This is a genomic window from Vibrio sp. 14N.309.X.WAT.E.F5 (assembly GCF_030397615.1).
Taxonomy (GTDB): Bacteria; Pseudomonadota; Gammaproteobacteria; order Enterobacterales; family Vibrionaceae; genus Vibrio; species Vibrio lentus.
The window spans coordinates 138,963-160,244 of record NZ_JAPNXR010000002.1 but is presented as its reverse complement, the minus strand read 5'-3'; the positions used below and the strand labels follow the sequence as shown (position 1 = coordinate 160,244).

The following is a 21,282-nucleotide window of genomic DNA, read 5'->3' as shown; positions in this document are numbered from 1 at the left end:
TTGGGCTTAATCTGCATGGTAGCAAACGTGTTATGCAGGCGTTAGACTTGTGGAAATTGAAGGTATAAACAAGTGTATGATGAAATAGAAATTTTGCAGCCATTGTATCGAAAAGGCTTAATCGATATGGATGGTGTTAATAGCGATGTTATTGAAAGACTTCCTTTTGCTGAATTGTTAGATCTTTATGACGAGGTCTCAAGTACAGCTGCGGGCTTGCCAGATTCAGGAAAAATGCGCGGGCGCATTTTTTGTGCCTCTAATAGTTTAAGTGGAGCACCTTATGAGTGTCTAGAACAAAGTTGTAGGATCTCTAGGGTTGAAGAGCTCTCCAAGTTTTCAGCATTATTCGCAGATAATGTATTATTTCATAACTATTTGGCTGACCTTTCTCCTTCATATGGACATGTGCCGAAACAGGATGATTTTGATTTTCGTTATCGAGTGATCTCCGATATATCAGCATTGTATAAAATAAAAGATCTTATGAAAGCAGGTATCGCACAGCCTTACACAACGCCAAACAGCTATTGCTTAGGTTGCTTTTCCAATCACTTTCTCGGTAAAGGTTCGTCCGGGCGTATTAATCAGTCGATTAATAAACTGCGGACAAGCATTTATTCAAGATTAGATGCTTATCTAGCATATGATGAGTACGGTGGTTACTATGTCAATTGTGAATGTGATGAAAGTGTTTTTCCTCATGGTACTCGTACTTACCACTTAGAGGATGCAATAGAACAAGTATTACCACCATATGTCATTAAAGAAGTTCATGAAAAAGGCGGTATATATTTAAGTTCAGGCAACAAGAAAAAACTGGGCCTAGCCGAATCTATATCATCTGAATCAATTACCGAAGCTGTATATCAAAAGTCAATTTCAAAACTGACAGGCGGTTCTATATTGACTCACAGCGTCAGCGAGATAAATGCTTTAAGGTCAGTAGAAGTTGATGATGTCGTTCTCAATATTAATAATGTACTTTCAAAACACTGGGACATTATTATTCCATATGCGGAGCAAGTATCAGTTTCGACGTTATTGACACTTAGGGAAAGGGAGCAAGAAGCATTTGTTCGTTTTCGAACTGCATTGGATAAGTCAGTCTCAGAAGCATTTTCTTTGAAAGGAAGCTTTACAGAAAAAGATGCGCGTGAACTTTATTCTGGCGTAATTGAACCAAGTGTGTCCTCATTGGAAACGATAACAAAAAATGCAACAAAAGACTTAATCAAAAAGCCATTAGTAACTTTAGCAGGGGCTGGTGCTGCGATAGGTGTTGGTGCATATACTGGGATGTTATCAGGAGATATGGCGTTGGCAGCTAAAGCTCTAGGGCTAGGTAAAGTAGCCTATGACGGCGTAACTTCTACCCTAAACATGGCTGATATCACCAGAGATATACGGCAAGAAGACTATTATTACCTTTGGAAAATGAAGCGATAGAAAATAGATTTGACAAGTATTTAAGAGTGATTCCCAATGCTTGGCATTTTTCATTCCATCGTTGGGTTTTGTGCTTTCGAAGGCATGGTTAAGTTTAATGGTAATGTTCCTCATACCTCAATGCTGCGTTAGGTCACACTCATAATTGGGAGAACAATATGAATAAAGAACTAGAAGCAGTAGAGCGCTTGTTCTTATCAAATGAGTTTTCAAAGATAAGATCATACTCCGCAAATTTTGACTTGTTCAAAATGATGGGGATACGAAGTAAGGAGCTTATTCACTCAAACATTTTAGCTGCTTTACTTAACCCATCATATGTACATGGATTGAATTATTCATTTCTAAATTCTTTCACTTTAGGCATCGTAAACCTACATCTTGAAAGTGGTTCGCCTCTCCCATTATCTGTCCTAAGATCATCAACAGATCAAAATGTCCGTGTTTACCGAGAACTAGAAAACATTGATTTGGTTATTGAGTACCCAGCCAGTAAGCTAGTGATTGCGATAGAAAATAAAATATGGGCTAATGAGCAATCAGAACAAGTGGCTAGATATCAGGATATTATATTGACTCGATATCCGAATCATAAACTAGCGTTGGTTTACCTATCCCCTAATGGTCGAAAACCAACCACACTGAATCGTAATTCAAGAGTTCCTGTTTATTGTATGTCTTATGGACAAGTTGCAAGCCAACTTGAGCTTGTTAAGTCTAGAGGTAATGAATCAGCAGAGTATTTTATTAGTCAGTTTATCAGCCATATCGAGGCATATATGACAGGTAGTAATGAAGTTAATGAGCTATGTTGGCAGATCTTCAATAAGCATGAGGATGCTTATGCTAAGATAACGAGGGCTTATCAATATTGTCAGCGTAGAAAGGTTGAAGAGAGTTTTCTTGGCATAGAATCCCGGATCAAAACAGATGCTGCCTTTTCGAAAATTTCGTCTGAAATAGAAGTAATCAAAACAGTCAAAGAAAGCAGTAAGTATGTTGTTGCTTACGATTTGGATGTTCGCCTTAAATCATGGCCTCAAGGGGTAATGGTTAAGCTTTATAAGCACAATTGGTTAGGTGTTTTTCCATATGTTTCTGGAGAACTCAGAGAGTCGGCAAAATATATAAGTCAAAAACTAGGCTGCTATCCAAATATGCAAGTGAAGGCGTGGCAAGATAAGTATTATGTTTCGTCAAACTTCAACTTAGATAAAGAGCGTATGGTTAACTCTGACGGTAACAGCATCTCTAAGGAAGACGTTAATACGGTATTAAATAAGTTGAGTGCACATATAGAAGAAATTAATAGTGCATTACAGTGACCTAAAAAGCATTTAATAATCAAGCTAACCAAACAGGGCGCCAACTGGCGCCCTTTGTATTAGTTAGCAACGCTGTAAGTGTCGTAGTCGCGTAGTAAGAAGAGTGCGACACAGGCTGCGAGCATTGGCCAAGAGGCGAAGAACAGTAGGTTATTGAACGGGTCCATGTATTTTCCAAAAGAGGCGAAAGTTGAACCTGCATGCAGGACTAAAATGGCACCGTAGGTGTACTTCTTCCACATACCGACGACGAACGCGCCTAAAAAGCCGAGCTGAGCGACACCCATAGCCATTATTGCGTTGTCCGAGATGTTGATACCGTAAAAGCCAGACAGCACCTTTGTAGCGTGCTCTGGTACCAGAATCTTATCCAAGCCCCAGAACAAGAAGACGATAAAAATTCCGACTCTCAGCAGCAGTAGGCTTGTCGCCAGTTTGGTTTGAAGTGTCTTTTCCATGATATTCCTTTTATGCACTCAACGATGCGATGATTTAAATGTCCCTCCAAGGAGACCCATCGTCTTCACATTTTCTTTCGTTGTTTTTTAGTGCCTTATGTAACAAGGAATGTCCGATTGATTGGTAACTAACTGGATAGCGTTAATGGTGACTTGGGCAGGATTATCCGTTAATAGAAAGGTGGTGTTGATTACTCTCGCACACTTAGCCTGTTCGATTAGGTAATTGCGGAGCGTAGGCAATGATCATTCTCTGCGCTTGATGCTCGTTGACCAAGATGCGGTTGATCAGCTTCTGTAGTTGCTCGATATCGGGCAGTTGTTGGTTCTTTGTTTGTGTCTCTAGAGTCAGGGCTTGATTAGATAAGATGCTAAGCCCTAGGTTGAGTGCCATCCCTTTAATCGAGTGTAGAGTTTGGCTCAACGAGGCTAGATCTTTGGTCATATAGAATTTGATAAGTTGGTCGATGGATTGTTCAAACTCTACGGTTGTTGACTCTAAGAGTATGATTAAACGGTCGTGACTCTCCTTGAACGACTGAATGACATCAGAATGGCTTATCTCCTCTTCTGTCAGTCGAAGCTTTTCAATGGGTTCTCGGTGTAGCTCTATGACGTTACTTGTTTGGCAAGCAGTTTGGTCGCTTTTGGGGTGTTGAGGTAAGCGCGTCGAAAACTGTTGCAACGCATCGAAGAAGCTCTCTTGTTGCAAGGGCTTAGTTAAAATATGGTCTGCACCCGCTTCAATGAAACTGTCATGAGCTTCACGGAAAACATCGGCAGTGTAAGCAAAGATCAGAGTCTCTAAGCCAAGCTGTTGCCTGATATATTGAGTTGCCTCAACGCCATTCATTTCGGGCATGTGGTTGTCCATTAAAATCAGGTCATATTCAGCGGTTTTTAGGTATTCGGTTGCGATTCTTCCATTTTCAGCCAGCTCGACATTGTATCCAAGGTTTTCACAGAATCCTTTGGCAACAATGGCGTTAATGCGGTTGTCTTCGACAAGTAGAACATTCAGTGGGTTCTTGGAAGGTTCTGTTGTGCTGATTAAGTTCGGGGCAGTGTGTGCTGCTTGGCTTTCCTGCCACTTGATAGGTAATGACACTTGGAATTTAGTGCCAAGCCCTACAGCGCTGTTCAGGGTGATTTGACCGTCCATCAATTCGACCAAGTTCTTTACGATAGCGAGCCCGAGCCCTGTACCGCCAAACTTCCTCGTCGTCGATGTGTCTGCCTGTTCAAAAGAATTAAAGACGTGTTGGTGCTTATCTTTCGGAATGCCGATCCCGGTATCGGTAACAGTGAGAAGCAGTCGGCTTTCTTGTTTGTTGAGTGCCGATTGAATCAGAACATGCCCTTCGTTGGTGAATTTGGTCGCGTTTCCACCCAGATTGAACAAGATTTGGCGAAGTCTCGCGCAATCACCAATGAGCGCTATATTTTCAGGGATTTCGTTTTCGACGATCAAACGGATGCTTTTTTCATCGGCCAAAGGTTTGATTGCACCGCTGACGGGATGAATGACTTGATTAAAATTGAACGGAGCGATTTCTAGTTCGAGCTTATTCTCTTCGACTTTAGAGAAGTCGAGAATGTCATTGAGTATGGTCATGAGATGCTGACCAGAATCAAGGATGATATCGATGTTCTCTTTGGTTGATGACTCTTTAGTTTGCGCTGCGATGATTTGAGATATGCCCAGCACGCCATTCATTGGCGTGCGTATTTCGTGGCTCATGGTTGAAAGGAATTCGCTTTTAGCTTTGGCTGCCGCTTCGGCTTTTTTACGTTCAGTGATCAGCGCTTGATTCGACGCTTGCATCTGATTGTCACTTTTAACCAGGTTGGTCGCCATCTTATGGAAACTCTGGGTTAGCTGAGCAACTTCATCCGTCCCCGTTTGGATAGGGCTCTGGTTAAGCGTCGAGGCGACTTGTTTTAAATGTCCTGCCGCTACCTGATTCGCAGCGTTAAGAAGTAGGTGAATACGTTTTTTAATGCGATTTGATGACCATACGGCTACGATCAGTGAAATAAACGTTGAAAAAAGTGTCCCTAGAATCAGCACATAAGTGGTTTGATTGGCGGATTTGTCCGATTTTTCGACTCGAACCTGAATGAGTGTCTGTTCAATTTCTATGAATTCGGCTATCTCGCTACGAATCTCATCAATGATTTTCTTTCCGGTTTGTTTCTGCGTCAGCTCTATAACATTCTGCATTGTGGTGTTGCTATTACCAACGAGACTGCGTTGAGCGATTTCTTTTTCTCCGGCTTCTGTTAACCACGCTTCGTGAAGAGCATCGATGCGATTGAGTCGTTCAACTTGGCTCGGGTTGTCACTGATTTGACTGCTCAGTGTATTCACTTTCTGATTCCAAACATCAAGCGCAAGGTGGTAAGGCTCCAAAAACACAGGATCACCAGTAATCAGGTATCCACGTTGGCCTGTTTCCATATCAATCGCTAGGTTAAGAAGCTCTTGAGCTCGTGCAATGGCTTTGTGCGTATGAACTACCCAGTGGTTATCTTCGACCATTGATTGGGTGTTTTGATGGACAGAGAACGAAACTAGGACCATTAGCGCAATAGGGGTGAAAAAACTGACTAATAGCTTTCGTTGTAGGGATATATCATCAAACCAACTCGCAAACATAGAGACACGTATTCCACACACTAAGGACCTATTGTTATTGTAGGTTAGATTGTTAGGTGTACAAATGCATAGAGTGCGGTTGGGTAAGGTAGATAACTAAAAGTAGAGCTAGGGCACTAAAAACAGTGCTCTAGCTCTATTTACTTGAGGAGTAGGGCAAACATCAAGATTAACTGATGAAATCGACTCGATTAGGGTTGCTCTAATACTGTTTTAGACGGCGATGACTCTTGATGATGGCTAGAATCTACATATTGCTGCCTAAGCAAGCTTATCGTCAGGTTGATCGGCATTGGCTTATAAAAATAGAAGCCTTGGATATAGTCAACGCCCAGTTTAGACAAGATGTTCACTTGGGATTCGTACTCAACCCCTTCAACGATTACTTGCATGCCTAGAGTGCGTGACAACTGAAGCATTGATTCGAGTAAGGGGATACCAAGGCTCGATTCGTCCGAAATGTTTTTCACAAACACACGGTCGATCTTGAGAATGCTGAACGGAAACTGTCTCACAAAATCTAAACCTGCGTAGCCAGTACCAAAGTCATCAATCGCCACTCTCACGCCTAAATCTGCAAGCTTGGTTAAGTTGTTTTTGATTTTGACCATATCCGCATCAGAGCACTCGCCATCTTCTGTCACTTCAAAAACGACTTGCTTAAGAATGTCCGGGTTCTTCTTATAGATGCTAATGACCTTGTTGGCGAAGTTACTGTTGGAGACAACGTTTCGGCTGATATTGACGCTGATGTATTTTGACTCAAACAGTTCGCGATGATTTTTCAATGTGTCTAACACTTCACGCAACACAAAGTAGGTTAGGTCTTCAATCAACCCCAAGCTTTCTGCCAAAGGAATGAAGATTGCAGGGGATACATTGCCTTCAATTGGGTCGTTCCACCTGAGCAGCGATTCACAGCCTACGATTTCGGTTGTGTTTCGGTTGACGATAGGTTGCATGTGAACATGTAGGTGTTTGTTTTTGAGTGCGCTAGACAGCGAGTACTCTAAGCTACGTTGGCTCTGTTTTTTATGTTTGATAGAAAGGAGAATAATGGTCGTAATTCCGGCCATCAAAAAGCCAAACCACAAATAGCTCAACATGAAGTTCCAATAATACTGATACCCAATGTATGACGTGATGGTGAGTGGGTAGATGTTCGATTGTATCCGTACTTTGGCGATGGACGGATCGATATCAGATGGGTGGATATCTCTCTTGATCACCTCAACTTTGGCCTGAATTCCATGGTTGTTAAGGTTCGTCTCTACAGTGTCATAGATGAAGTGTGGCGGAATCATCAGGCTCACTCCTGCATCGTCCTTATTCGAGAACATAAGCATGATGGATTGCACTTGAGTGATCGCTGAATTTGAATACGACAAGGTTGTTAAGTTAGGGTCGTCATTGAGTCTTTGTCTGATGGTGCTGTAGAGGCGAAACGAGACTTCGCCATCGGTAGTCGAGCAGTAAAAACGGTCGTCTTTGTTGAATACCGCGGCTTCTTTTACCCAATCGGCATCAAATACAGTTTGGCGAAGCTGTCTAACCATTGAATCGCAAGTGTGGCTCGGTGTGATGCCTGATAAAAAAAGGTCGAACCTTGATTGGATGCTCTCAAGCCTTGTTTCGACGAGCCTCGATGTGTCTTCGGTTAAATTCTGGTAGTGAGACGGTGTAAAAGGGATAAGCAATGCCATAGAAAAAAAGAAAGAGATGGCAAAGTAGAACGAAGTCTTGGCAAAATGTTGGTACTTGATATCCATAGTTGGAGAAGCGTTACCGATTGGGTGAGCATTCAAGTTAATTTATAAATTTAACGATAGCGATGCAAGGCAATGCATAAATAGTGTGAATGTGCGCACGTGTTATTTATTGAAATAGAGTGTTTTATCGTCTTACTATAAAAATCAGAACGTTAGATATGCTTCCAAGGTTGAGTGTGTCGTTTTTTTGTTCAGTACTTTTGCGTTTTTTGATGAAGCGGATTGTTGTCGGTTTTTTATCATCAAATAGAGAACTGTAATTTTTGAAGTAATGCGAGTGGATAGATTTGAGCATAATGATAAAAAATATGATTTGGATGTTGCTGCGTGTGTTCATCGCCTATTTGTTGATTGCTCCTACTTACGCGATCCTTATTTTGTCTAATTCCGCAACACCTCGTCTTTTTGAGACCAAACCAGAAGTGTTAGCTTGGCTTTCGTGCTTCCTTCTTGTGATTGGTTATGTACTGATTAGGTTTTCTAAAACGAGGTATGTGGGAAAATTATTATCGCTTGGTGTATTGGGGGCGGTAGTGTTAGTCATGTATCTCGATGAGCGTTATCGGATTTTTGAAGTCAGTGTTCACGCATGGAGCTTATTTTTAGCCGTTCTATATTTGATTATGCTTTTGTATTTCATTTTTCCAATTAAACAACTTAAGCCGCTACTGAGTTTAGTGCCTGTCGCAGGCATGTCGTGGTTTTTAGTTTGGGCCATAGTCAGCCCAATAAATGTAACGTATGAGTTGATTAGCAGTAAAACAACAATTTCAATTGTGAACTATCAAAAGGTAGTCGACTTGCTACCGGAGTTGTACCTAGATGGTTTCCAGTCAGGTTTGTTTTCCGTGCTTCTTGTTCTGTGGTTGTATGCTCTTGTGGTTTTTGGACATAATCCTAAACGCAGTTATCAACAATTGGCGTCTTATGCCGTTAAGATTCGTAACGCTTGGCATTAATAGGGCGCATATATGTGCTTTTGAATTAGGGAAAAATAATGAAAAAGGCTTTAACGGTCGTGTTATTAACGTGTTTACCTTTGCTTGCATCAGCATCCGATGATGTTGTCGATTGCGAGAATGCAATGAATACCATAGAGATCAATCACTGTGCGTCGATTGAGTTGGAAACTGCACAAGTGGAACTTGAACAATATCTTGAAGCGAGCTTTGAACACAATGCTTATGATGCGGAGTTGGTTAGCTCAATCAAGATGGCTCAAGACAGTTGGCAAGCTTACATGACGGCACATTGTGACTCGGTGTATACCCAATGGCGTGATGGTTCAATTCGAGGTCTTATGGCGCTTTCTTGCAAAACTAAGCTGACTAAGCAAAGAACGCATGAGGTGTGGGAAAACTTCTTAACCTACATGGACAGCACACCACCAGTTCTGCCAGAGCCCAAGCTGATGAAGTAGATGAACTGAGTGCTAATGAGAGTGTGCGTTTGCTTCAACCATTGGCGCCTGAGTCAGCAAGCGATAGAGGATTATCTTACCCTGTCGTTCTTAGTATCAAGTTTGAAGTGTTACCCAGTAAGGATTCGATTTTGGATAATGTCAGCGTCACCCTCGTTCAGCTTGAAGTTGAATACAAAAACAAACAAATGAACCTCTCGCGAGTCTCTGAGCTTTTAGAAGCCGAGACGGCAGTGGGTGATATCACGTTGCTGCCTGAACTGTTCTCTACTGGATATATCTTTAACGATGCCGCAGAAATTCATGAACTGTGTGAAGACTTCAATAACAGCCCGACCATTGATTCGTTAACTGCTCTTGCCGCGAAACATCAGACGTTAATCGTTGCGGGTGTCGCTGAGGAAGATAATGGTCAGCATTACAACAGCGTTGTGGTGGTTGATGGTTCAGGTTTGCTTCATAAATACAGAAAAGTCAGTCAAACGAAATTCGACAAAGAGTACTTTTCGAGAGGAAGTGAACTTCTTACTTTTGAATACAAAGGCTTGAAGTTCGGTGTCGCGATTTGCTTTGATATTTGGTTCCCAGAGATCATGAGAGCGTATCAATCGATAGACGTTGTTCTCCATCCTGCGAATTTTGGTGGCCATCATAGCTTTGCCATTGCACAAGCAAGAGCGTTAGAAGAAGGGTGCCATATCGTAACGTGTAATCGCGTTGGGCAAGATGTGGTTGATGCCTTTACCGCAACATATTGTGGTGGCAGCAGAACTTATTCACCGAAGGGAGACTTAATGCTTCAACTCAGTGAGCATCAGTCTGTTGAAACGATCAATATTCAAGACTTGTCTATCGCGCCTCAATACAATGGTGTTGATGTGTTAGACGAAATACAGCAGATAGCGTCTGCGTTGAATCGTTAACAAGACAAGTGAAACGCAATAGAGTCGAAAAGGGCAAGGTTAGATAACCTTGCCCTTTGTTGTTTGGGTTGTTTCTTCAATCTGTTGTTTGGAACAGTTGTGTAGATTTGTAGAAAGAAGCACTAAATCGCTTTTACGCTGCTTCGTTCAACTAACGTTGGCTCTAACTCAACAACCTGCGGATACGCATCAGGCGTTTTGAGTCGATTCAATAGAGTATCTACGGCCGCTTTACCTAAACGGTGTTTTGGCTGGTGGATAGTGCTCAAAGCTGGGGTCATGTATTTAGATAAGTGGATGTCATCGTAACCAATGATCGAAAGATCGTTTGGAATCGATGTGCCATCTTGAGCCGCAGCGTGAATCACACCCATTGCCATCATGTCATTGCTAACAAACAGTGCCGATGGCATCTCGCCACGCGCTTTTAAGGTTTGGTAAGAGTCAAAACCGCCATCGCATTCGAAGTTTGATTCAACAATCCACTTAGGGTTGATCTCAAGCTTTGCTTCTTCCATCGCTTGCTTGAAGCCTTGATAACGAGAAGAGGCTTGGTTGCGGTGCAGTGGGCCAGTGATGCAACCAATTTGAGAGTGGCCGTTATCGATCAAGTGCTTGGTTGCCATGTAACCACCTTGGTGCGAGTTATCTTGGATCTTGTCGCTGGCGAACAACATTGGGCCCCAGTCCATCACAACGATAGGTAATTCTGGGTAGCGTTCAAATACATCAATGTGCTCGCCCTCAAGGGTTGAACACATCAGCATTAGGCCATCGACACGCTTCTGCAGCAAGGTATCGATAGATGATTTCATGCGTTCGCTGTCGCCTTCGGTGTTACACAAGATGAGGTTGTAGCCTTTTTCGTAGCAACGACGTTCAACGCCTTTTACCACTTCACCAAAAAATGGGTTGGTGGATGTGGTCACTAGCATTCCCAAGGTTTTGGTTTGCTTCATTTTCAAGCTGCGAGCCAATGCAGAAGGCGCATAGTTGAGTTCTTTAGCCGCACTGTTAACACGCTCAGCAATCTCTTCACTGACAAAGCGTGATTTGTTGATCACGTGGCTCACGGTAGAAGTCGAAACCTTTGCGAGCCGTGCGATGTCTTTCATTGTTGCCATAAAAAATCCTTGTGGGAATAACCTTCCACGTTGGGCGATATTCTGCCTGAAAACAGGGGCTTATGCTTGTTATTTGTTGTTACCGAATTTGAAGGCTAACATCCATTGACCACGGTTTAGCTCAGGAGTTAAGCCTTAAAATAGGTATCAAGCTAAGCAGACAGTTGCTCTGCCAAAAACGCATCGGTTTCAGCACGGCTTGGAATAGAGGTTTGAGCACCAAAGCGAGTCACAGAGATAGCAGCAGCAGCGTGGGCAAATTTAATCGCACGCTCAAGTGGCATATCTTCAAGCAAGCCTGTCACCAACGCGCCGTTAAAGGTGTCACCTGCGGCAGTTGTATCTGTTGCTTCAACACGGAAACCTGCGATTAATTCACCTTCGCTGGCTTCATTGCCTTGACCGCGATGACTCACCCAAACGCCTTTCGCGCCAAGGGTGATCATTACTGTTTCGATGCCTTTAGCATGCAGAGCTAACGCAGCCTGGTGAGCAGATGCATTGTCCGTCACGGTAATGCCTGTCAGCACTTCTGCTTCAGTTTCGTTCGGTGTAATCACGTCAACACAAGCAAGCAGTGAATCCGATAATGGACGAGCAGGAGCTGGGTTAAGAATCACTTGCGTGCCACTCTCTTTTGCTACTTTTGCTGCGTATTCAATGCCTTCAATTGGCGTTTCAAGCTGAGTCAGCAGGTATTTAGCGCCGCGAATCTTTTCTAAGTGCGGCTCGATTTGATCGCAAGTCAGCTTGTCGTTGGCTTCCGCAGAAAGACAAATACTGTTTTCGCCTGTTGCGGATACTTGGATCATCGCGATACCAGTAGGCGTATTGTCTGCAACGATCACACCGTCGATGTTGATACCATCTTTAGCAAAATCTTGACGAATATTGATGCCAAATGGGTCGTCACCGACACAGGCAATAAAGCCGATATCTGCGTTTAATCTTGCTGCCGCTACGGCTTGGTTTGCGCCTTTACCGCCAGGGATGACCTGATAGTTACCGCCAATCAAGGTTTCACCCGGACGAGGGAACGAAGGAACTTGCAGTACGTGGTCAGCGTTAACGCTACCTAAAACAATCAGTTGAGTCATGATACGAGCCTTATGATATATCGTATTTGAAAATGCATGGGTCTTTCTCATTACGTTAATTCACATTACGTTGATTGCTCGCCTTATTAGACGGCTTATGAGAAACAGCGATGCACTATCGGGTTTTGTTTTTATGTTAAGTCAGTGAGCTAATGAGCTAAGCAAAGCAGGGGATAGGGGACCCCTGCTTTATATCGCGTTACTTAGTAACGATTACTTAGCGATGATTTTTAGAGGTACTGGTACGTACTCGTCTACTGCTTCGCCTTTCAGTACTTTGTCTGCCATTTCGATACCTAGAGAACCGATTAGGTCAGGCTGTTGTGCAACCGTTGCGCCAAGTAGGCCGCGGTTAACTGCTGCGATGCCGTCTTCTGTACCATCAAAGCCAACGATCATCACTTCTTTACCGGAAGCTTGAACTGCGCGAAGAGCACCTAGAGCCATTTCATCGTTTTGAGCGAATACTGCTTGTACGTCTGGGTTAGCCGCAAGCAAGTTTTCCATTACATTCAAACCTTTAGTACGGTCGAAATCAGCAGGTTGGCTTGCTAGAAGCTCAAGGTCGCTGCCGTTTACTGCGTTCATGAAGCCTTCACCTCGTTCACGAGCAGCTGAAGTACCAGCGATACCTTCAAGTTGGATTACTTTCGCTTTTTCGCCCACTTTTTCCATGATGAAGTGGCCTGCCATTTCGCCGCCGATTACGTTATCAGAAGCGATGTGGCTCACTACGTCACCACGGCTTGCACCACGGTCTAGCGTTAGTACAGGGATGTCTGAGCGGTTAGCAATACGAATCGCGTTAGACACAGCGTCAGAATCCGTTGGGTTAATCAGGATTGCTTTAACACCACGAATGGTTAGATCTTCAATGTTCGAAAGCTCTTTGCTTGGGTCGTTTTGAGAATCAAGAACGATAAGCTTGTAGCCTAGCTCTTCCGCTTTCGCTTCTGCGCCATCTTTCATGGTTACGAAGAATGGGTTGTTCAATGTAGACAGAACGATTGCCATTGTATCTTGCGCCTGTGCAGACACAGATACCGTTGTAGAAAGAAGAGCAGCAGAAATAAGAGTCGCTAATTTTTTCATGGTGTAAGTCCTTTGTGTAGGGTGAGCTAGGAGGTGAGTCCTAGCTCGTAGTTACATTATTTATAGATTCTAATATTTTAAGGTAAAACAGGGTGTTACTTGTATTAACCTAGAATGTGAATAGGTTTTATTTGTTTTTGTTGTCGACCAATACCGCCAGAAGAATAACCACTGCTTTTGCAATCATCTGGTAGTAAGAAGATACGTCTAATAGGTTTAGGGCGTTGTTTAGGAAGCCGATAATCAATGCACCAATCAATGTGCCCATGATACGACCACGACCGCCGGCTAAGCTTGTGCCACCAAGAACTACGGCTGCAATGGCGTCTAGCTCATAACCCATACCTGCGGTTGGTTGAGCTGATGACAAGCGAGATGCCACGATGATGCCCGCAACTGCTGCTAACAGACCACAGATTGCGTAAACGCCGATTTTTACTTTGTCTACGTCGATGCCTGATAGGCGAGTTGCTGATTCGTTGCCACCCAATGCGTAAACGTAGCGACCAAAGCGGGTGTGGTTCAGTAGGTACCATACCGCTGCGAATACCACGACCATGATCCATACTGGAACTGGGATGCCCATTGCGTAGCCTGTACCGAACCAAGCGAATGCGTCTGCTGTGTCAGTAAAACCAGTCGAGATAGGACGACCATCGGTGTAAACCATGGTCACGCCGCGCAATAGAGTCATGGTTACAAGCGTTGCGATGAAGGCTTGAACCTTACCCTTGGCGATAATCACGCCACTGATAGCACCTAATGCTGCACCGGCTACTAGAGCTGTTGGCACGGCGATCATCACTGGGATTTCCATACCAATCATGCTGGCTGCGAATGCACCACAAAGTGCCAGTACAGAACCAACACTCAAGTCGATACCCGCGGTTAAGATAACCAGCGTCATACCTACAGCGATAATTGCGTTAACCGAGGTTTGGCGCAGAATGTTTAGGATGTTGTCGACAGTAAAGAAGTTCGGGTTTAAGAAAGAAACGACAACAATCAGGAAGATCAAAGCAATCAATGACTTTTGATCAATCAGCCACTCTTTGCTGATTAACGGTTTTTTCTTTGGAGCTTCAGTTGTTTTGCTCATGGTTTTAGTACTCATGCTGCGTCCTCGTTGATCTTTTTACCGACCGCACACGCCAGTAATAATTCTTGGTTTGCTTCTTTCGCATCAAATTCACCGCTTACACGGCCTTCATGCATCACCATGATGCGGTCACTCATTCCTAATACTTCTGGCATTTCAGATGAGACTAAGATGATGCTCATGCCGTCGGCTTTAAATTTATTAATGAGTTGGTAAATCTCTTTCTTAGCACCGACATCGACACCACGCGTTGGCTCGTCGAGAATCAGTACTTTTGGTTTGGTCATCAAGCCCTTAGCGATAGCCACTTTCTGTTGGTTACCACCAGAAAGGTTGCCAATGATTTGCTCGCGAGTCGGGGTTTTGATGTTGAATAGCTTGATGAAGTCATCTACTGCAATCACTTCGTCTTTATGTTGGATTTGACCGCTCTTTGTTAGTAGGTCAAGTGAACATAACGACATGTTCTCTTTAACAGAAAGCCCAAGCACTAAGCCATCGCCTTTTCGGTCTTCAGAGATGTAAGCAATGCCATTGGCCAAGCCGTCTTTCGGGCTTACCGGGTTGATGGTTTTGTTTTCTAGGTTGATGACGCCGCGCTCACTTGGAAGGGCACCGTAAATCACTTTCATCAGCTCAGTTCGGCCAGCACCCATTAGGCCAGATACACCCAGGATTTCACCGCGTTTTAGCGTAAAGCTCACATCGTGAACACCAGAACCTGTCAGGCCAATCACTTCAAGACAAGTTTCACCGTGGCTCTGGCCGATACGTGGATATTGTTCGTCTAGCTTACGACCAACCATCATTTCGATTAGGCCATCTTCGTCGGTGTATTTTACTTCACACTGACCAATGAACTTACCGTCACGCAGCACAGTGATGTCATCACAAATCTCGAAGATCTCTTTCAAACGGTGAGAGATGTAAACAATGCCACAGCCTTCATCGCGCAGCTCGTTAATCACCTTAAATAGCGACTCAGTTTCGGTATCGGTTAGCGCATCGGTTGGTTCATCCATGATGATGACCTTAGATTCAAACGATAGGGCTTTCGCGATCTCTACCATTTGCTGCTCACCAAGGCTCAACTGACCTAGAGGCGTTTTCGAGCTGTGTTTCACGTTAAGGCGTTTAAGTAACTTGTCTGCTTCTTGGTACATCTCGTTCCACAAGATGCGACCCATGGTGCCGGTGATTTCACGACCTAAGAAGATGTTCTCGGCAATGGTCAACTCAGGAATTAGATTCAGTTCTTGGTGAATGATGCTAATGCCTGCTTGTTGAGAATCACGTGGCCCTTTAAATGCAGCAGGTTTTCCTTGGTAGGCGATAGTGCCGCCATCCAAGTGGTAGATACCTGTAAGCACTTTCATAAGCGTTGATTTACCCGCACCGTTTTCACCCATTAGCGCCATTACGCGTCCTGGATAAACGTTGAGGCTTGCCTTATCCAGTGCTTTCACACCAGGGAAGGCCTTCTCAATTGAGCTAAGTTCTAAAATGGCTTGAGTCATGTCGGTTCCTTTACTCGGGGCCAGTTGTATTTGGTTGTGTCTATCTTTTTTCAGCAATGACGCTGGACTGTCGTTGCGTTTCGCATGAGCTAAAACGTTACGCCAGCTTGGAAAATAACATTTGCGTATGGTGTGCATTCACCTGTGCGAATCACAGCACGGCTTTCATGCGTTCGCTGCTTGAATTCTTCATGAGTGATGTAAGTAATCGAAAGCGATTTGCCACAACGTGCTTCTTCAGTCTTGATTAAATCAATCAGCGCAGCGTGGTGTTCTGGGCTTACTTTCGCAAACTCTTCTGCAATCACAACGCCTTCGATTTGAGATTCATCCAGCATGGTTTTTACCGTTTGCTGAAAGCTTGGGACACCGTGAGTCAAAGCAAGATCAATACGAGTTACGTGGTCTGGAATTGGCAGGCCCGCGTCACAAATCGTGATTTCATCTGTGTGGCCAAGAGTCGCCACTAGGTAAGAGAGTTCAGAGTTTATTAGAGTACTTTTTTTCATATCACGACCTATCGAAAAATAACGCTTGATGGGTTGAGAACAACTCAAGAAAAGCCATCGAAACGTTTCGATAGTGATAATAGTGTCTGATTTATCATTTGCACGTTTGATTGTTTTAGAGTGTGATAATGATCATCGAAACGTTTCGATGGGGCGTTTTTTGGTGATCTTAGTCACCTCGATTAGTTGCATAAACACGAATGAAACTAGCTCATAGTGCGTGTTTCAATCGTCCACAGAAGTAAGGTTACAAGGGGAGTGTTAAGGGCGTTCTCTTCATGTCGTTTGCCTTAATTGATACTCCCCCAATTCTCTTGGGTGGGTTCAACCGATAACGCGTAACCAAACTTGTTGATGGTAATTATCTGGATGTGCGGAACTCTCAAACGTGCAAAGACGTTACGTAGGTTATAAACGACGTTGGCCAGAATGTGGGGAGAGGAGAGTTGACCGCCCCAGCAGATATCAATGATGTGTTCTCTCGAAATGGGTCTTCCTGCATTTTCTAGCAATAAACAGAGCACTGCTAAAAGGTGAGGGCGCAAAGTGATTTTGTTTCCCTGCTGATTAGTAATGGTTCGAGAGTCGGTATCAATGATTAAGCCGTTGAGGTCTATGGTCTGGTTCATTGTGTTGTTGTTCGTCTTATTGTAAATGGTAGAGATTGAATATGGTTGTGCTGCTATCTAAGTGTGTGAATGATCAAAGCGCGCGGATTATGCAAAAAAACGTCACTGTTGAAAGTAAGCATGCGTAAGTCCGCGCCAATAAAATCTAAAAATGGGATGGTTTGAAAATCGGCGAGAGGATTTCTTCTCGAAATGGATGGTTTTTATTTCCTTATTATTCATGTGTTTATTTGGTTTTTACTGATTCTGTTGTTTGAAATTACAAATTGATTATATTTTTATTTATTTTTTTGTTTTCGGTGAGCTTAACCTGCTGGCGAATTCGACGGGGTGTCGGATAACTCTAACAAGATTGTGTAGCAGGGAAGTTGCAACAATTTTGATTTGCACTAATTAAGGTCAAGCAGTAATGAACAACAAATTTATTCTAAGCATCGCGGTGATGTTTGCATGCTTTAGCAATCTGGCGGTTTCTGGCGAGCGAGGTTATTACTTTGGTGGTGGCGTTGGTTCCGCTGATATTGATGATGGCGGAATGTATGATCACCGCTCAACCCCAACTTCAATGAAAGCGGATGACAATACTTACCACCTTATTGCAGGCTATAAGTTCAATAGAATTGTTTCTCTTGAATTGCAGTATACAAACTACGGTGATGTAAAGACCAAATCTGATGGTCATACAGTGATGACTTGGTCGCCGAAAGCGTACAGTTTGTCGGGTAACATTGGGTACACGTTTAACAATGGGATCCGACCATACGGTATTATTGGCTTAAGCTACATCGAACTCGATCATGAATATGCTGAGTCTGCACGTTTAGTCGCCAAAATTTTGGACAAAGAGTTACCTAAGGTTAATGACTCTGGAGAAGCGCTTCGTATTGGCTTAGGTGTTGAATATACCCCAAGAGTTGTTGAGGGAATCAGTTTCCGTGTTGGTTATGAGTCTGATATTTTTGACTTTAAACATTTCGACGAACAAACATACTCTATGACGCTTGGTTCTTTCTTTGTTGCTGGTACTTACCACTTTTAGTCCCATTGGAATGAGCAACGGCTGATAATTCGGCTAGCCGCGATTCTTCTAGCGGCTTTATTGTATCTAACGTTAGCTACGTCTTATTAAACAGACTGTCTTCGTGTGTCCTCACAACTGCATGATCAGTATTGAATAGCCCGTGCTCGAAGCTTAGGGTGGTGATGTGGTGATCCAAGACAGTCAATTGAAGTTTTTGAATCAACGATATAAAACCGAAAATATAAGTCAATCAATAAATTTAATTGATATGAATTTGTTTTATTTCTAGGAATGTTTCAAGTGAAAAAAATAGTATTAACGGTCTTAGCAGCATTAATCATATCTGGTTGTGGTGGTAGCGGGGACGATAAACCCAAAAAGGAAAACAAAAAAACATTAGACGATAATGCTCTAAAGGTCGCATCCTTAGTTTCAAATGTTGATGAAAATAGCGTATTTAGAATTAACGATTATGGTTATCATCATATTTCAAACTCAATAGACAATATTGATTCAAGCAAGTTGGAAATATTTGATGGTCTTAATGGTTACGTTCGATCCATAAATGTGGTATCTGAAAATATTTTCTTGTCATCAGTTTATAGTAACGATGATTATAAAATGAGAAATATGATTACTTACAACAATAATGGCGATCGTGTGACATATGAACTAGATACAGCTTCTTCGCTAGTTGAGTACTATCAGGTTAACCTCGTTGGAGATGCAGTAGTTATTCTTGGTGATGAAAAATTTTACTACGTAAAAGATGGAAAAAGATATTCTATTAATGAGGAAGATGTTCTAAGTAGTTACAGAACAGATGGTAAGCACATTGCTTATATTAGCCATAATTCTGATCTCAACGTAATGACTTTGGATGAAAAAGTTAAGATTAAATCTGATGGGAAAGGTGCTAGTCTTCTTGCTGTAGATGATGGTAACGTTATTTTAGCTATGACAGACGACTTCAAATGTCATCCTATTGATTATGGTATTCAGTCAGATATATATGGTAATTACATTTTAAAAAACTGCGAGCTTTATGATACTTCAAAGCCTGAACGAAAAGGTTTTTCTCAGGTTTATCACATGAAACCAATTGTAAGGTTTAATATTGATAGTGAAGAATATGAACCTTGGGTTTGGATTACCGTATTCGGTGATACTGAGTCAAAGGTTATAAGTTACAGTGAAGGTCATGTTTTTTTTAACAAAATAAAGCAAGATATAAGAACTCAAAACGCAGGAAATTTAGGGTATTACAAAGAATACAAAGGGAAGAACATCCCTCTAGTTGAAATGAGTAACTTTTGCAGTGGTTTCGAAGAAACCTATATGTATGCAGATGATCCTGTTGGGATAGTAAAGCGAAATAATAGTAATGTTTACTGTTTTGAAAACTCTTACTTAGAAAATAATGGCACGGTGAAAAATAATGGAATTAAATTTACAGTAAATTATTTAGATGATTCTGGTGACTATGTAAATGATGGTCATAGGGTACTATCATTACGTAAGTATAATATTGAACAAAGGACTGATGTAAATAGTATTATGGTTTCAAATGAAAAATTTACATTTGCTTATCACGAAAACCGATTCACGTTTGACCCTGAAGCAAATATAATGGAAAAGTTTGATTTGGATGAGGGTGCTGTTTTTATTAAGTCAATGCAAAAATCAGAAACCATTCATCATTATGAACAGTCAGATAATAGGCCCAAAAGAAAAACTCCATTCTAAATGGTTAATCGGTTCTAAATGGGGCGTCGGTTGGCTCAACCCGTTTGGCTAAAGTGGAAAGCCGCAGTTTTTGACTGCGGTTTTTTTCTGTCTGTTACAGCTTGCGTTTGTACATGTTCGGATTAGGTAAGACGCCTGTTTAAAAGCGAACCTGAATCAGGCAGTTAAGCTTCACGAATATGAGCGGTTACAGAAACGATGGCATGGTCAGTACTGAATTGATCGTGTTCAAAACTAGGATTGATGAGGTGATGATCGACCACGGTGTAATCAGACAATTCCATCAAACTTGAAGAGTTCTGACAATCGAATTCGTTCGACATCAAAATGTAATCCAGTACAGACCCAGAAGCGCCGTAGTAATGGGTTGGTTTACGCTGTTCAAGCAAGTCTTGTTCATGCAATTGATGATAAATATCCCAGCTGTCTTTTAAGCGGAAGTGGGAAAGCCAATGCTTGCTGTTTTCGTCTCGGTTGATTGCGTAACTCAACAGCCCTTTAAACTCATCATTAAACAGTGGCTTATTAAAGTCACCCATCAACACAACAGGTTGCTCGGTTTGGTAGCGTTGGTTGGTGATGTATTGATGCAGCATCTGAGCTTCTAGACCGCGTTGGACACTTGATAGCCAAGAGCCAAGCTGTTCTTGGTGAAAACGAGTGAGCGTGTCACTTTGTGGTTTTGCACCTTGCTGAGTGTTATCCGCATCGACAGATTCTGCTTTTGGCTCTGTCGGACGTTGTGATTTGAAGTGCACCACATAACAGTCGGTTGAACCTAAATGGGGTAACGTAATCGTCGCGTGAACAGGTGTTCTGTTGAATGAGAATTTGTCGCCAAGGTTGAATGCTGTCAGTAACTTCGAATCTGGTGTAACAGGCTGCACGTTGTCAATCGGGTAACGGGAAGCTATCCCAACGACTGGTGAGGTGTAGAGGTAATCATCTTCAACGTTGGCGCTATCGACCACTGCAAAGTATGGATAACCTAGCTCGCGCATCAATTGCTCTAAAGATTGCGGGCTAAATATCTCTTGGAAGCCAATCACATCGCAATCTAATGAGCGAATCGCTTCAGCCATCCAATGTTGCTTCTTCTGCCATTCTTCGAAGCTGTAGATGTTCTCAAAATCATAATAAGCATTCGGTGGCTCGAGATAGTTCAGAAGGTTGAACGTTGCGAATGTTATTTGGTTTGGTTTGTTCAAAGTGTCATTCCATTTAGACCTAGGCTGCAAGGATACTCCACTAAAAGTATAGTTTGTTGATTATTTAGAGCCTAAATTTCACTTTAGAAGCCAACCAAAGGAATCTAAGCCGTGGAGGCTTGTGCCATTCAGGCTAGAGCAATCATAGTGCTTCTGCCTTACCCCGTGCTTTCTAACGTCACCAAGCTAATCAACTCAATCAAAGCAATCAAAGCTCACTGCATCCAATAACTTCGA

At 42.7% G+C, this 21,282-nt stretch carries 18 protein-coding genes; 7 read left to right on the top strand and 11 right to left on the bottom strand.

Going from position 1 to position 21,282, the window contains the following annotated elements; translation table 11 throughout:
• Positions 1-72: 72 nt before the first annotated feature.
• On the top strand, positions 73-1,449 hold the full coding sequence (locus tag OW495_RS03115) for a hypothetical protein (RefSeq protein WP_229634669.1): 1,377 nt from the start codon (positions 73-75) through the stop codon (positions 1,447-1,449).
• Between the two features lie 158 nt (positions 1,450-1,607).
• Positions 1,608-2,774: a PD-(D/E)XK nuclease family protein gene (locus OW495_RS03110; protein ID WP_289884948.1), complete on the top strand. Its 1,167-nt coding sequence runs from the start codon at positions 1,608-1,610 to the stop codon at positions 2,772-2,774.
• Between the two features lie 59 nt (positions 2,775-2,833).
• Here the strand turns inward: OW495_RS03110 and OW495_RS03105 are convergent, their stop codons facing one another.
• The 3 genes from OW495_RS03105 to OW495_RS03095 all read right to left on the bottom strand — a co-directional run bounded on the left by OW495_RS03105 (position 2,834) and on the right by OW495_RS03095 (position 7,660).
• On the bottom strand, positions 2,834-3,232 hold the full coding sequence (locus OW495_RS03105) for a hypothetical protein (RefSeq protein ID WP_289884939.1): 399 nt from the start codon (positions 3,230-3,232) through the stop codon (positions 2,834-2,836).
• A gap of 205 nt (positions 3,233-3,437) precedes the next feature.
• A complete protein-coding gene (locus OW495_RS03100; protein ID WP_289884938.1) occupies positions 3,438-5,891 on the bottom strand; it encodes a CHASE3 domain-containing protein in 2,454 nt (817 codons plus the stop codon).
• 191 nt (positions 5,892-6,082) lie between these two features.
• Positions 6,083-7,660: an EAL domain-containing protein gene (locus OW495_RS03095; protein ID WP_289884935.1), complete on the bottom strand. Its 1,578-nt coding sequence runs from the start codon at positions 7,658-7,660 to the stop codon at positions 6,083-6,085.
• Positions 7,661-7,956: 296 nt separating this feature from the next.
• On the opposite strand from OW495_RS03095, the gene OW495_RS03090 reads away from it, so the two are divergent.
• The 3 genes from OW495_RS03090 to OW495_RS03080 all read left to right on the top strand — a co-directional run bounded on the left by OW495_RS03090 (position 7,957) and on the right by OW495_RS03080 (position 10,003).
• On the top strand, positions 7,957-8,619 hold the full coding sequence (locus OW495_RS03090) for a hypothetical protein (RefSeq protein ID WP_198593845.1): 663 nt from the start codon (positions 7,957-7,959) through the stop codon (positions 8,617-8,619).
• A 38-nt stretch (positions 8,620-8,657) separates the two neighbouring features.
• Entirely contained in the window at positions 8,658-9,080 is a 423-nt protein-coding gene (locus OW495_RS03085; protein ID WP_289884931.1) for a lysozyme inhibitor LprI family protein, read from the top strand.
• 131 nt (positions 9,081-9,211) lie between these two features.
• Positions 9,212-10,003 (top strand): carbon-nitrogen hydrolase family protein, encoded by a 792-nt coding sequence (locus OW495_RS03080; protein ID WP_289885194.1) that lies wholly within the window; start codon positions 9,212-9,214, stop codon positions 10,001-10,003.
• Positions 10,004-10,125: 122 nt separating this feature from the next.
• On the opposite strand, the gene OW495_RS03075 is transcribed toward OW495_RS03080, so the two are convergent.
• From OW495_RS03075 to OW495_RS03045, 7 genes are all read right to left on the bottom strand, one after another.
• Entirely contained in the window at positions 10,126-11,127 is a 1,002-nt protein-coding gene (locus OW495_RS03075; protein WP_289884930.1) for a substrate-binding domain-containing protein, read from the bottom strand.
• Positions 11,128-11,279: 152 nt separating this feature from the next.
• A complete protein-coding gene (gene rbsK / locus OW495_RS03070; RefSeq protein ID WP_017064747.1) occupies positions 11,280-12,224 on the bottom strand; it encodes a ribokinase in 945 nt (314 codons plus the stop codon).
• Between the two features lie 213 nt (positions 12,225-12,437).
• Positions 12,438-13,316 carry a ribose ABC transporter substrate-binding protein RbsB gene (gene rbsB / locus OW495_RS03065; protein WP_289884929.1) on the bottom strand — a complete coding sequence of 293 codons (879 nt, stop codon included), beginning with the start codon at positions 13,314-13,316 and terminating at the stop codon, positions 12,438-12,440.
• Positions 13,317-13,443: 127 nt separating this feature from the next.
• Positions 13,444-14,430, bottom strand: a complete 987-nt coding sequence (gene rbsC, locus OW495_RS03060) for a ribose ABC transporter permease (RefSeq protein ID WP_017082395.1) — start codon at positions 14,428-14,430, stop codon at positions 13,444-13,446.
• The gene (gene rbsA, locus OW495_RS03055; RefSeq protein WP_102257613.1) at positions 14,427-15,932 is read right to left on the bottom strand and encodes a ribose ABC transporter ATP-binding protein RbsA; all 1,506 of its coding nucleotides are present in this window, start codon (positions 15,930-15,932) and stop codon (positions 14,427-14,429) included. The genes rbsC and rbsA overlap by 4 nt, the downstream gene beginning before the upstream one ends.
• An 89-nt stretch (positions 15,933-16,021) precedes the next feature.
• Entirely contained in the window at positions 16,022-16,441 is a 420-nt protein-coding gene (rbsD, locus tag OW495_RS03050; RefSeq protein ID WP_017060853.1) for a D-ribose pyranase, read from the bottom strand.
• A 290-nt stretch (positions 16,442-16,731) separates the two neighbouring features.
• Positions 16,732-17,070: a winged helix-turn-helix domain-containing protein gene (locus OW495_RS03045; RefSeq protein WP_289884919.1), complete on the bottom strand. Its 339-nt coding sequence runs from the start codon at positions 17,068-17,070 to the stop codon at positions 16,732-16,734.
• A 409-nt stretch (positions 17,071-17,479) separates the two neighbouring features.
• Here OW495_RS03045 and OW495_RS03040 point away from each other — a divergent pair, with 409 nt between their 5' ends.
• Complete coding sequence (locus OW495_RS03040) at positions 17,480-18,109, top strand: porin family protein (RefSeq protein WP_289884918.1); 630 nt, start codon at positions 17,480-17,482, stop codon at positions 18,107-18,109.
• Between the two features lie 282 nt (positions 18,110-18,391).
• Positions 18,392-19,837, top strand: coding sequence for a hypothetical protein (locus tag OW495_RS03035; RefSeq protein WP_289884917.1), 1,446 nt, complete (start codon positions 18,392-18,394; stop codon positions 19,835-19,837).
• 164 nt (positions 19,838-20,001) lie between these two features.
• Here the strand turns inward: OW495_RS03035 and OW495_RS03030 are convergent, their stop codons facing one another.
• Positions 20,002-21,045: an endonuclease/exonuclease/phosphatase family protein gene (locus tag OW495_RS03030; RefSeq protein ID WP_289884916.1), complete on the bottom strand. Its 1,044-nt coding sequence runs from the start codon at positions 21,043-21,045 to the stop codon at positions 20,002-20,004.
• Positions 21,046-21,282: the final 237 nt, after the last annotated feature.

Excerpts from the sequence above, each read along its gene's own strand:
- OW495_RS03085 (WP_289884931.1), top strand. The coding sequence starts at position 8,658 with ATGAAAAAGGCTTTAACGGTCGTGTTATTAACGTGTTTACCTTTGCTT.
- rbsC (WP_017082395.1), bottom strand. The coding sequence starts at position 14,430 with ATGAGTACTAAAACCATGAGCAAAACAACTGAAGCTCCAAAGAAAAAA.
- rbsA (WP_102257613.1), bottom strand. The coding sequence starts at position 15,932 with ATGACTCAAGCCATTTTAGAACTTAGCTCAATTGAGAAGGCCTTCCCT.
- rbsD (WP_017060853.1), bottom strand. The coding sequence starts at position 16,441 with ATGAAAAAAAGTACTCTAATAAACTCTGAACTCTCTTACCTAGTGGCG.
- OW495_RS03100 (WP_289884938.1), bottom strand. The coding sequence starts at position 5,891 with ATGTTTGCGAGTTGGTTTGATGATATATCCCTACAACGAAAGCTATTA.
- OW495_RS03110 (WP_289884948.1), top strand. The coding sequence starts at position 1,608 with ATGAATAAAGAACTAGAAGCAGTAGAGCGCTTGTTCTTATCAAATGAG.
- OW495_RS03090 (WP_198593845.1), top strand. The coding sequence starts at position 7,957 with ATGATAAAAAATATGATTTGGATGTTGCTGCGTGTGTTCATCGCCTAT.
- OW495_RS03075 (WP_289884930.1), bottom strand. The coding sequence starts at position 11,127 with ATGGCAACAATGAAAGACATCGCACGGCTCGCAAAGGTTTCGACTTCT.
- OW495_RS03040 (WP_289884918.1), top strand. The coding sequence starts at position 17,480 with ATGAACAACAAATTTATTCTAAGCATCGCGGTGATGTTTGCATGCTTT.
- OW495_RS03105 (WP_289884939.1), bottom strand. The coding sequence starts at position 3,232 with ATGGAAAAGACACTTCAAACCAAACTGGCGACAAGCCTACTGCTGCTG.
- OW495_RS03045 (WP_289884919.1), bottom strand. The coding sequence starts at position 17,070 with ATGAACCAGACCATAGACCTCAACGGCTTAATCATTGATACCGACTCT.
- rbsK (WP_017064747.1), bottom strand. The coding sequence starts at position 12,224 with ATGACTCAACTGATTGTTTTAGGTAGCGTTAACGCTGACCACGTACTG.
- OW495_RS03095 (WP_289884935.1), bottom strand. The coding sequence starts at position 7,660 with ATGGATATCAAGTACCAACATTTTGCCAAGACTTCGTTCTACTTTGCC.
- rbsB (WP_289884929.1), bottom strand. The coding sequence starts at position 13,316 with ATGAAAAAATTAGCGACTCTTATTTCTGCTGCTCTTCTTTCTACAACG.